This is a genomic window from Bradyrhizobium sp. Mp27, from assembly GCF_029953005.1.
Classification (GTDB): domain Bacteria; phylum Pseudomonadota; class Alphaproteobacteria; order Rhizobiales; family Xanthobacteraceae; genus Bradyrhizobium; species Bradyrhizobium barranii.
The window spans coordinates 1-10,441 of sequence record NZ_JASAUS010000199.1 but is presented as its reverse complement, the minus strand read 5'-3'; the positions used below and the strand labels follow the sequence as shown (position 1 = coordinate 10,441).

The 10,441-nt window shown below is 63.2% G+C and carries 10 protein-coding genes and 2 pseudogenes; 5 read left to right on the top strand and 7 right to left on the bottom strand.

The genetic code is table 11. The annotated features are described in order from the left end of the window. The first annotated feature begins 130 nt into the window (after positions 1-130). A complete protein-coding gene (locus QJT78_RS44675; protein WP_281460642.1) occupies positions 131-1,804 on the top strand; it encodes a transposase family protein in 1,674 nt (557 codons plus the stop codon). Positions 1,805-1,888: 84 nt separating this feature from the next. Here the strand turns inward: QJT78_RS44675 and QJT78_RS44670 are convergent, their stop codons facing one another. The 5 genes from QJT78_RS44670 to QJT78_RS44650 all read right to left on the bottom strand — a co-directional run bounded on the left by QJT78_RS44670 (position 1,889) and on the right by QJT78_RS44650 (position 5,697). Continuing rightward, on the bottom strand, positions 1,889-2,110 hold the full coding sequence (locus QJT78_RS44670) for a hypothetical protein (protein ID WP_028147900.1): 222 nt from the start codon (positions 2,108-2,110) through the stop codon (positions 1,889-1,891). Continuing rightward, the gene (locus QJT78_RS44665) at positions 2,107-2,523 is read right to left on the bottom strand and encodes a DUF5681 domain-containing protein (RefSeq protein WP_028147901.1); all 417 of its coding nucleotides are present in this window, start codon (positions 2,521-2,523) and stop codon (positions 2,107-2,109) included. The genes QJT78_RS44670 and QJT78_RS44665 overlap by 4 nt, the downstream gene beginning before the upstream one ends. Then, positions 2,520-3,011: a DUF5681 domain-containing protein gene (locus QJT78_RS44660; protein WP_028147902.1), complete on the bottom strand. Its 492-nt coding sequence runs from the start codon at positions 3,009-3,011 to the stop codon at positions 2,520-2,522. Before QJT78_RS44660 ends, QJT78_RS44665 begins: the two co-directional genes overlap by 4 nt. Before the next feature lie 703 nt (positions 3,012-3,714). Then, positions 3,715-4,239, bottom strand: a complete 525-nt coding sequence (locus tag QJT78_RS44655; RefSeq protein ID WP_049808021.1) for a hypothetical protein — start codon at positions 4,237-4,239, stop codon at positions 3,715-3,717. 159 nt (positions 4,240-4,398) lie between these two features. Beyond that, positions 4,399-5,697, bottom strand: coding sequence for a heme-binding protein (locus QJT78_RS44650; protein ID WP_028147904.1), 1,299 nt, complete (start codon positions 5,695-5,697; stop codon positions 4,399-4,401). A gap of 471 nt (positions 5,698-6,168) precedes the next feature. On the opposite strand from QJT78_RS44650, the pseudogene QJT78_RS44645 reads away from it, so the two are divergent. Further along, positions 6,169-6,643 (top strand): annotated as a pseudogene (locus tag QJT78_RS44645) (L-2-amino-thiazoline-4-carboxylic acid hydrolase). 11 nt (positions 6,644-6,654) lie between these two features. Beyond that, positions 6,655-6,900 (top strand): hypothetical protein, encoded by a 246-nt coding sequence (locus tag QJT78_RS44640; RefSeq protein WP_038945330.1) that lies wholly within the window; start codon positions 6,655-6,657, stop codon positions 6,898-6,900. 11 nt (positions 6,901-6,911) lie between these two features. Here the strand turns inward: QJT78_RS44640 and QJT78_RS44635 are convergent, their stop codons facing one another. Further along, complete coding sequence (locus QJT78_RS44635; RefSeq protein WP_038945331.1) at positions 6,912-7,379, bottom strand: NUDIX hydrolase; 468 nt, start codon at positions 7,377-7,379, stop codon at positions 6,912-6,914. 231 nt (positions 7,380-7,610) lie between these two features. On the opposite strand from QJT78_RS44635, the gene QJT78_RS44630 reads away from it, so the two are divergent. Beyond that, positions 7,611-8,033 (top strand): RidA family protein, encoded by a 423-nt coding sequence (locus tag QJT78_RS44630; protein WP_014491815.1) that lies wholly within the window; start codon positions 7,611-7,613, stop codon positions 8,031-8,033. A 9-nt stretch (positions 8,034-8,042) separates the two neighbouring features. Here the strand turns inward: QJT78_RS44630 and QJT78_RS44625 are convergent, their stop codons facing one another. Next, on the bottom strand, positions 8,043-9,134 hold the full coding sequence (locus tag QJT78_RS44625; RefSeq protein ID WP_028147907.1) for an enolase C-terminal domain-like protein: 1,092 nt from the start codon (positions 9,132-9,134) through the stop codon (positions 8,043-8,045). 195 nt (positions 9,135-9,329) lie between these two features. Between QJT78_RS44625 and QJT78_RS44620 the strand changes: the two are divergent. After that, a pseudogene (locus QJT78_RS44620) lies at positions 9,330-10,337 on the top strand (adenylate/guanylate cyclase domain-containing protein); the annotation flags it as partial. Positions 10,338-10,441 lie beyond the last annotated feature (104 nt).

Here is a 10,441-nt window from a genome sequence, read left to right as displayed (position 1 = left end):
AGTCTCGGTCATGGCGTATCGCTCTCCTCGAGAGGTTCTGGCAGGCTCGTCACCCGCCTCGATACGCCGCCTTCCTCACACCGTCATCACCCAGATTCCGCCATAGCTCCGAATTGGTTCGGTGGCGTCTATGGCGGGAAAGATCAGCATGGGCGCGCGGCGCGAGGTGGTGTCGGTGGTAACGGAGCGTTACCGATCGGCCAAACGAGCGGAGAAGGGACGGATCCTCGACGAGCTGTGCGCGACGACTGGCTGGCATCGCAAGCATGCGGTGCGCGCGCTCAGGCGACGCGAGGCGGTTGGACCGGGCGAGGTCGAGGCAACAAGAAAGCGAAGACGCAGATATGGCGCGACGATCAAGGACGCGCTGACTGCGCTGTGGGAGGCGTCGGATCGGGTGTGCGGCAAGCGGCTCAAGGTGATGATCCCGACCTTGCTGCCTGCCCTTGAGCGACATGGCCGATTGCAGCTTGGCCAGTCGGACCGTGACCGTGTTCTGGCTATCAGCGCCGCCACCATCGATCGCCTGCTCGTCGATGTGAAGATCGCGGCGAGCGGCGGCAGGCGGCGCCGTGCCGGGTTCCATTCGGCAATCCGGCGCGAGGTCCCGATCCGCACCTTCAATGACTGGAACAGCCCGCCGCCGGGCTTCTGCGAGGTCGACATGGTAGCCCATGGCGGCACGTCGGTGGCTGGCTCGTTCATCCAGACCCTGACGATGGTCGATATCGCCACGGGCTGGACGGAGTGCCTGCCGTTGCTGACGCGGGATGGCTCGCTGGTTGCCGAGGCGATCAACCGCGCACAGAGCCTGTTCCCCTGGCTCTTGCGCGGCGTGGACTTCGACAACGACAGCGCCTTCATGAACGATGTCGTCGTGCCATGGTGTCGCCAACAGAAGCTCGAGGTGACGCGCTCGCGTGCCTATAAGAAGAACGATCAGGCGTTCGTCGAGCAGAAGAATGGTGCCGTCGTCCGCCGCCTCATGGGCTATGGCCGCTTCGATGGCGTCGAGACGGCGCGTATGATGGGCCGCCTTTATGCTGCGGCACGGCTCTACGTCAACTTCTTCCAGCCGTCGTTCAAGCTGAAGGAGAAGCGTCGCGAAGGGGCTAAAGTGATCAAGCGTTATCCGCCCTATCAGCGCGCGCTGGCCCATCCCAAGGTGACCGCGGCTGTAAAGCGGCGGCTACGCGATCAGTATCGCTCGCTCGATCCGGTCGCGCTGTTGGCCGAGATTCGCGCAACCCAGGACGAACTCGGCAATCGCGTCGATCGTCGTGCCGGACAGGCGCGCTGCCTGCAACGCGCTTGCACGAGCACCGCGCCGGCGACCGCGGCGACGTTTGCGAAGACGCTCGGCAAGACGGTGACGGCCGGCGAGCCGCGTGCCACGCACCGGCGAAGCCGTCGGCCCTATAAGACCAGGGTTCGCATGCCGTCCAAGCTCGACCCGCATCTTGCTGCGATCGAAGTCTGGCTCGCAGAGCAGCCGCAGCTGACTGCACTCGCCATCGTCGGCCGGCTGAGCGAGAAACACCCCGAGGAGTTCGGGACGAGACAGCATTCGATCGTGCAGCGTCTGCTGAGGGCGCTTAGACGGAGGGCTGCCGAGCAGTTGGTCGCGGAGGAGTCGCTCGGCGACGCCACCACCGCTGCCCCATTGTCCGGGGTTGTGGACGGCTCGGGCTATGTAGGGCCCGACCCGCCCACAGCCCCTCCCACCGAGCAAGCTTGGAAAGCAACCTGGCGCGGCCAATCAGTCGACATCGCATCGACCGCTGCAACGGCGCCATCAGGGTAACATTCGCAGATGCGGCAATACGAGAGCCATGCTTCGGCGCCGATTTACAGCGATGGGGGCGCAAAGGGCGCGGCGGCTCGCGGGTCAGGTGGCGCCCGCCGCGCCCGACGCAACCCCATGGAGGGCTTCCGCGGCCCGCTCGGCCTCGACAAAGCGCTGCCCGGTAGCCTCCAGAACTGCATCCAAGCCGCATACCGCGCGCAGCCTCCGAATCGTGACATCGCAGTAGGCCGGATCGATCTCAATGCCATATACGCCGGACAGTTCGTCGTCAATCTTATCGGTGCGATCATTGCCATCATTCAATGTTCTTTCATGGCGGCAATCAGCGGGTCCTCCTTCAGCTCAGGGTTGGTCCGAAAGCGGCTCAAGAACATCTGCTGCGCGATATATTGTTCGTCAGGCATAGTTTCAGGCACAACCAAGAACCCGACGTTGCTTTCCTGGGGCAGCTGCCGCTCTCGGTATTCGCCGAGCCATTTCGCGGCCTGCAAATGTCCGGTCATGGCGAGATTACGCATCGAAAGCAGCAAGAGCTCGACCGTGTTGAGCTCAATTTGCCGGCCGCTGTGCTGAACCTGATGCCGTTCGCTCGCAATTTTCCGTGTGATCGCCTTCTCGCCGAAAGCTCCCTTTGGGCGGCCGGCAGCGCGCTTTTGCCCGCGCCCGAACTGCGTCCCCGATGGGCGGCTGCGCCCCGTTTTTGAATCCTCGCTCATGGCGGCATCACTCCCGCTTCGTCGCAGAGGCGCTCAAGCTCGGTCCTGGTCTCCTCGTACTGTTTGCGGCCCCAGGCGATGTGGCGCTTGGTCCAGTTCTCGGGAACGCCGTACTTCTCCAAGAGCAGCCACGCCATTCGCGATGGCATACGGCTCGTCGGAAGATTGACCACGCCGCAAACGCGTTCAGTTGCAAAGCAATTATGCTTTTGGAAAAGGCCGAGCAGATGAGCGGTCGCTCTGAAGTCCTTTTTCTCCAGCGCACGCTTCAAGATCTGCCGGATCTCAACTTCCTTGGCCGACATCGCCTGCACACGGCCGGCAACACTGACCTGAAACGTCTCATTGAGAATACTCTCTAGATCAACGTGAACAGGCCCCGACTTTTTCCGGCGACCACCAGGGTTGCCGGATTGGCCTTTCTTGAACTGGCTTTGCTTAGGCGGGCGCTTGTAACCGATCGAGTAGTCCTTCTGTTTATGATCCATGACGCCTCACAAGGCTGCCTTCCCGCTTGAGCAGGGCACAGCTGATGGATGTAAGAATGTGGGAAGCGTACGAAAACGCACGGGTCCGGTTTACCGAAACCACGCAATCTGCCCATGCAGCGTCGAGGTACCCTAAGATCAGCTCCGGCCCATGCCGGCTCTCTGTCACGACGGGAAAGAACATCACGGCCCATGCCGCAGCTCCATCTCCCATCTCAGGCAATAGGTATCTAGCGTGATCGGCCGAGAAATTCAACTGCTGCATCCATGATCGTGCCCAACCGGGCGCGAAGCTTTCCCTGCATGCCCTGCCAAAATTCCCTGCTAACTCAGCATCCCGATTCCTGGATAAATGACTGAATCACCGCAGGAATCGCGGCATGGGCAGCCGTTTGCGGGCTCCAAATCGGCTTTTTTCCCAGTAAATTCCCTGATTTCAGGGAAATTGCGCCCGAGACCGGTTCGCAGCAGACTGCCTGCACCACCATCCTTCGCTCGCAAAGCGAGAGAAGGATGCCACGCCGAAGCCCAAAGGGCACAGGCGGGCTGCAGCCGAGAGCTTCGGCCAGGCAAGCCCAAACAATCCGAAATTGCGAAGCGAGCGTTTAGCCCGGATGGAGCGAAGCGCAATCCGGGGTGTATCCTCTCCGACGCTGTCCCGGATTACGCTGCGCTCCATCCGGGTTACGATTCTGGATCGCAGCTATTTCAGTTCCGTGTTGGCGACCGGCAGGACCGAGGCGACGGACCAGCCGTTCGCATCCCGCACGTAGGTCTGGCTGATCAGAAACGTATTCTGTTGAGCTGGCTTGCCGGGAAGGCCACGCGTGAAGACGATGGGAACGAGGACCTGCATGACCTCGTTCGAGATCACGGCGACGTGGAATTTCGACATGTCGGGTTCGAGGTGCCAGGTGCCCTCGTAGTAGCCCTTGAAGCGGTCCGCGACCGCATCTCGTCCTCTCGTCTCGATGCCTCTCGCAAACAACAGCGTGCCGGGCGAATTCCACAGCATGGCCTTCACGTCGTCCGCGTTGTGCGCATTCTGCGCGGCAATGAATTTTTCGAAGATGGTTCGCGCCTGTGCATCATCTGCCGCGGCCAGCGCCGGCCCGGCCGACCAGGCGGTCGCCGCGAGAAACAGCGCTGCGGCAATCGCCGCAACATGACGGCGCCGCGCAAGCGGTCGTAGCCTGATGGAGCCGAGGGACATCTTGGAAGGGGGCATGATCATCTCTCTTTTGGATGACAACGATCATACCATTGATCGCCGCGCCGGCTTTTCAGGATCGCGCGAGCGGCGGTCACCGTTGCATCACGGATGCGTTGGTTCAGGCCACGTCCGATACCGCGGACGTGGCGCATCGTCGTCACACCGCCAATCGCCTCACGTCAGCGGCAACAGATGATCCGGGATCGGCACGGGTGCTGCCGGCACCAGCGATGCGACCGAGACGTGCGGCCAGGTCAGCCCGGCGAAATCCAGCATGACCTTTTGTGAGTACTGGATCTGCGTCGTCGCCACCCTGACGTGGCCGCCCTTGAAGCCCTTGTTGGGCACGAACGGGATCGCGGCGACGAAGCTCGGAACCAGCGGCACGTTGCTCCTCTGGCGCGGTTGCAGGATCACCGGCGGCGTTCCCGGCGGCAGGGCCGGCACGTCGATGTCGTAAACCACCGTCTCGATCCAGAACACCGCGTCCATCTGGAAGGCGTTGGCGTTGGCGCCATTGCCGCCCGGCGGCGGAACCGGCAAGCCCTGAAGGAACGCGATGTTCGCGGTGCCGCCGGCGAAGCTCGGCGCCTGCGGATGCGGGCCGGGCGAGGGGATGGCCGGCAAAGGGCCGCCGGACAGCGGCGTGCCGGGCTTCGTGGATGTCTCGATGACGATGGTCTGGGTGATGGTCTGATGCGCGATCTGATTGCGCAGCACCGTATTCGGGTCGGTGATCATCGCCTGGGTGAGCTTGCCGGAGGCCATCAGTGCGGTCAGATCCTGAGGTAGCCTGCGGGTCGTCTTGTTGGCCGCGATCTGATTCTGGAAGGGGATCTTGTTGCCCGGATTGCCGCCGATAAACGGGGTGATGTCGATTGCCGTGATGGTCGGTTTACCGGCGACCGGAGGCAGCGCGGTGCCTTGCGCGACGATCGTCGTGCCGTGCGGGATCGACGCCATGCGCGCAACGGTGAACGGCTCGTGCGGAATGGTGGTGGCCGGCACCGCCAGCCAGATGCCGGGTTCGAAGTGAATGCCCACGGGCGTTCCCGTGGTGATGTCGTTGATGGTCTGGAGATACGGCACGCCGTTGAGGAATGCGTCCGCCTGCTGCAGCGAGCCGCGATTGGGGATCGAGCCGAGATTGTTCGAGAACGACATCGTCTCGTCGGTGAGATTCAGCTCCAGCACGTTGTCGTCGGGGTCGGTGGTGTTGATCGGCCCGGGCATCGGCGTCGGCGTGATCTTGCTGTTGGGCCGGAAGATCGTATTGAACCCCTGTCCGGTGAAGGTGCCCGTGAAGGCCGACAGCGGACCGAGGATGGGCGGCAAGGTGACCGGCGGACGCGCAGCTCGGGCGGCGGCCCCCGCCGCGGGCTGCGCGGCGTCCCTGAACACCTCGTCGACCTCGTGGATGGAGAAATTCGCGGTCTTGGTGAATGCACTGGTGAGTGGCTTGGGCTCGTCCATGGTGATTCCTCGCGATGCTGCAGCTGTCGATGCCGGCATTTCCCCGGGCCGGCCGTCCGGGCAGGTGAGTCCTGCGCTATTGCGCCTCGTGATCCCGGTCGCGTCTCGTGATCCGCCCGATGCCGGGCATGACAACATCGTTCACGCGCGCTCATGCGCGCGTGCCGACTACGAACTTCGATCGGCCTGCGTTGTCGGCCGGGCCGGATACTGAGCGGATCTGCGTGAATCGATCGTGATCTTCAACTTGCGGTTCGGGCAAATGTGCGGTCGGGAAATAGCCGGGCCCTGCGAACTGAGCGAAGCATTGCTTCCTTCTCCGTGCTCGAAAATGAGATCATCAAAAAGGATGTCGGGCGCCTGGCCGGTTTCGGTTATGCTGGACTATCATACAACCTTAAGATGGTCGCAAATGTGTGCCAGGTCACAGGGCTAAAGAGTCGCAGCAACGAGAGACGAGCGAGGCTGCCCATGAGTGTTTCCGTCATCGAGCAAGCAAAAAATCCAGGCGCAGGTGCTGGTGCCGCTGGTCAAGGCATTGCAGGTCGAGCTCGGCGAGACGCGCGCCAACGCGCTGGTACGCAAGGCGCTCGGCGATCTCTATCGCGGCTTCGGCGAGGAGTTCTGGAAAACGAAGAACGAGACCGATCTCGGCAAGGCCGTGTCGTCGGCGTTCAAGACCTATGCCCGCGACGATGCCCTCGCCTATGACGTGATCGCGCAGACCGAAGACACCTTCGCGTTCGACGTGACGCGATGCGCCTATGCCGAGTTCTACAAGGCGCTGGGCGAACCGGAGCTCGGCTTCCTCCTGGTCTGCACTGCCGATTTCGCGACCGCGGAAGGGTTTGGTCCCGACGTCAGGCTCACGCGCACGCAGACCATCATGCAAGGCGCTAGCCATTGCGATTTTCGCTACCGGCGCGACGCCGGGGGATCACAGTGAAGGGAATGCAAATGATGCGCGCAAGCTGCCTTGCCATGGCTGCGCTGGCGCTGATGGCGTCATGCGCCGATGCGGCGATCATCGATTGGCAGGCCGAGCTCCAGCGCTGCCGCGTGCTGCGGCAGAACGTGGCGCCACTGCTTCAGGCCGGCGAGGGAATATCCGCCGTCGGCCGCTCCAACAGGTCCGTCCGTCGCTGCATCTGGATCCAGCGCATGGCGATGCGCAAGAAGATCCCCGGCGCGGAGGTTTGGTAGCCAGGCGCCCGTCAGGCAGACTGGCGCTTCCGTCGGAGCAGCACATCCTTCAACCCGTTCGGATAAAGGCTCGGCCCGCCCTCGACGTCGAGCTCCGCAAGATCGAACCAGCGTGCGACGATCTCTTCGCCGTTATCCTCGCGGAAGTCGATGCGGTCCTGGCCGCTGAACGCGCCGTTTGGAAGCGCGACCTCCGCGATGAACATCACCTCATGCCCGGTCGATCCCTCGTGCACAAAAATGTTCTCCATCATCAGCGGCTCGCCGGTGATGGTGATGTCCACGCCGAGCTCTTCGCAAAATTCCCGCACCAGCGCAGTTCGCCAGCTCTCGCCGAACTCGATCTCACCGCCGAGCGGGCGAACGCCCTTGATCCGCCCCGCATCGTCACGCACCTCGGCCGCGAGCAGCTGCCCGTCCCGCCAGTGCAGGCCGATCGCGACGACGCGGATGTGAGGGTGGGGCCGCCGTGTGGACATGGGGGCATCGTTATCGTGCCCGCCGCCGCTGCGCAATGCGCGGTGGCGAGGCCTTGTCGGGCTGGATGCACACCGCCTTCGGCATGCAAATGCTTCGCAGCCTTGATCCGTGACTCGCCGCCTGCCATTGTCCGGTCATCCATGACGGCGACGAGTCTGGTGAGATACAATTTGCGGCGTTCGGCGAAACGTGTCGCTTCGCCGGACGTGACGAGAAGGCAGGTTTTCGAGATGAGCAGCGTGAACAAGCCCGGCGGCAACTATTTGCCGGTGATCATCCATGGTGGAATTGCGTATGTCAGTGGTCAGCTGCCGCGTCGCGGTGAGGACCTGCTGTATGCGGGCAAGGTCGGCGCAAATGTCGATATCGCGGCCGCGCAGGAGGCCGCCGCTCTCTGCGCCGACCTCTGCATTTCGGCTATCAACCACGCAACAGGCGGAGAGGACAGGATCGTCCAGGTTCTGCAGCTCGTTGGATACATTGCTTCAGCGCCTGGATTTACCCAGCAGTCGCAAGTCATGAATGGGGCCTCCGATCGGTTGATCGAGCGCTTGGGCGATCGCGGTCGTCACACGCGCACGTCTGTCGGCGTCGCCGAGTTGCCGCGGGGCGCTCCCGTCGAGCTGAGTATGATTGCCGCTGTTCGGTCGTAAGAGGCGGTCTTATCCGACGAGATACTTCTTCACCGCCGCCTCGTCCCACGCGATCCCGTTGCCCGGTTCCTCGCTCGGCAACGCAAAACCATCCTTGATCGCGAGCCGTGTCGCCAGCACCGCGTCGGCCCAGTCGACATATTCCAGCCAATGCGCGGTCGGCGTCACGCAGAGCAGGTGCGCGCTGACCTCCGAGAACAGGTGCGTCGACATCTCGATGCCGGCGGCATGTGCGAGCGCGGCGGCGCGGAGCCACCCGGTGACGCCGCCGATGCGCTGCACGTCGGGCATCACGTAGTCGCAGGCCTCCGCGGACAGCGCCGCCTGCATCGAGAAGGCACTGTCAAAATTCTCGCCGATCTGGACCGGCGTGCGGAGCGCATCCGCAATGCGGGCATTGCCCTCGTAATCGTCGTGGCGGATCGGCTCCTCGATCCAGGTCAGCCCCTCGTCGTCGAGCATCTCGCCGCGGCGGATGGCCTCGGTCACCGTCAGGGCCTGGTTGTAGTCGCACATCAGCGTGACCTGATCGCCGACGGCCTTGCGCACCGCGCGCACCACGGCGAGATCCTCCCGCGCATCGGGCCGGCCGACGCGGATCTTTGCCGCGTGAAAACCTTCGGCCAGCAGCTTGTGGGCTTCGTCCACCGCGGCGCCCGCCGGCATGATGCCGAGCCCCTTCGAATTGTAGGCCCTGACCGGCTTCGGCGCGCCGCCAAGCAGGCGCGCGAGCGGCAGGCCTTTGCTGCGCGCCAGCGCGTCCCATGCCGCCATGTCGATGCCGGATTGCGCCAGCCGCTGCAGGCCGGCGAGGCCGAGCAGGGTGAAGCGCTGGGTCAGCTTGCGCTCGATCTCGAACGGCAGCAGCTCGTCGCCGGCGACGAGCTCAGACATTTCCGCGACCATCGCTGTCAGCGGCTTCAAGGCCGACGGCGTGATCGAGAACAGATAGGCATGCCCCACCGCGCCCTGGTCGGTCTCGCAGTCGATCAGCACCAGCGGCGCCTTTGCGACCGCGCCGGTCGAGGTCTTGAGCGGCAAATTCATCGGCACGATCACGGGGCGCGCATTGAAGCGCCTGATGCGGACGGTCTCGGTCATATGGAGGATCTCCCGGCGGAGTGAATGCAGGTTAATGCCGATCTTAAACATTCGCCATGAAACGAAAAGTCATTTGCTGCGACCCACCATGAAATGGGGTTGTGTGGCCTCGTATTTGCGGGCTCTGTGCCGCCGCAAGCTCTTGCCGCGAATTCCCGGGATTTGCGACAAGATCGCACACGACGGAGCCACAGGGTGAAACAAGAGATTTCCGAAGAACAGCGCAAGAGCGGCATCCTCACGGGGGCCGTGATCGCCTTGCTCCTGCTCGCTTTGCCGGTCGCGGTGTGGCTGGACCTGACCGACCTCAGCAAGACCGCGCTGCGCCGGCAGGCCGCCGACCTCAACTCGGTGATCACGAGCGTGCGCAGCTACTATGCGTCCAACGTGGTCGGCCGCATCCTGGCCAACCCTGATGGCACTACCAGGGTCGTGCACAATTACGAATCCGTCCCCGGTGCGATCCCGATCCCGGCGACGCTGTCGCTGGAGCTCGGACGGGTGATCGGCGCGCAGCAGGAGAACATCGCCTACCGCTTCGTCTCGGATTTCCCGTTCCAGAACCGCGCCGCGCATCAGCTCGACAAGTTCGAGAAGGACGCGCTCGACGCGCTTCGGAAGGATCCCGAGCAGAAGATCGTCGAGACCGAGACCTCGCTGTTCTCCGACAAGGTCCGCCTGGTCGCGCCCGTCACGATGGGCCCGGCCTGCGTCAGCTGCCACAACAGCCACCCCGAGAGCCCGAAGAAGGACTGGAAGGTGGGCGACGTCCGCGGCATCCAGGAGGTGATCATCGCGCAGCCGATCGCCGCCAACATCTTCTCGTTCAAGTTCCTGCTGGCCTATTTCCTGATCGCCGCGGGCTGCGGCCTGTCGTTCCTCTCGCTCCAGCGCCGCCAGGCCGGCCGTATCAAGGGCATGAACAAGGAGCTCGAATCCGCCAATGACTTCCTGGCTTCGTTGTCGATGAAGATTTCGCGCTACATCCCGCCGCAGGTCTACAAGAGCATTTTCAGCGGCCAGAAGGACGTCACCATCCACACCGAGCGCAAGAAGCTGACGATCTTCTTCTCCGACATCCAGAATTTTACGGCGACCGCGGAGCGGCTGCAGCCGGAGCTACTGACCCAGCTCCTCAACGAATATTTCACCGAGATGTCGGCGATCGCGCACGAATATGGCGGCACCATCGACAAGTTCATCGTAAGCGGAGCTTTTCTCCCATTTGATTGACTGGTTTCGCTTCGGCTTTCGCTCTGCGATCCTTGGCTTGTCAGAGAGCCGAGAGGAGACTGAAGGCGATGGAA

Excerpts from the sequence above, each read along its gene's own strand:
- QJT78_RS44675 (WP_281460642.1), top strand. The coding sequence starts at position 131 with ATGGCGGGAAAGATCAGCATGGGCGCGCGGCGCGAGGTGGTGTCGGTG.
- QJT78_RS44665 (WP_028147901.1), bottom strand. The coding sequence starts at position 2,523 with ATGAGCGAGGATTCAAAAACGGGGCGCAGCCGCCCATCGGGGACGCAG.
- QJT78_RS44660 (WP_028147902.1), bottom strand. The coding sequence starts at position 3,011 with ATGGATCATAAACAGAAGGACTACTCGATCGGTTACAAGCGCCCGCCT.
- QJT78_RS44655 (WP_049808021.1), bottom strand. The coding sequence starts at position 4,239 with ATGCCCCCTTCCAAGATGTCCCTCGGCTCCATCAGGCTACGACCGCTT.
- QJT78_RS44650 (WP_028147904.1), bottom strand. The coding sequence starts at position 5,697 with ATGGACGAGCCCAAGCCACTCACCAGTGCATTCACCAAGACCGCGAAT.
- QJT78_RS44640 (WP_038945330.1), top strand. The coding sequence starts at position 6,655 with ATGATGCGCGCAAGCTGCCTTGCCATGGCTGCGCTGGCGCTGATGGCG.
- QJT78_RS44635 (WP_038945331.1), bottom strand. The coding sequence starts at position 7,379 with ATGTCCACACGGCGGCCCCACCCTCACATCCGCGTCGTCGCGATCGGC.
- QJT78_RS44630 (WP_014491815.1), top strand. The coding sequence starts at position 7,611 with ATGAGCAGCGTGAACAAGCCCGGCGGCAACTATTTGCCGGTGATCATC.
- QJT78_RS44625 (WP_028147907.1), bottom strand. The coding sequence starts at position 9,134 with ATGACCGAGACCGTCCGCATCAGGCGCTTCAATGCGCGCCCCGTGATC.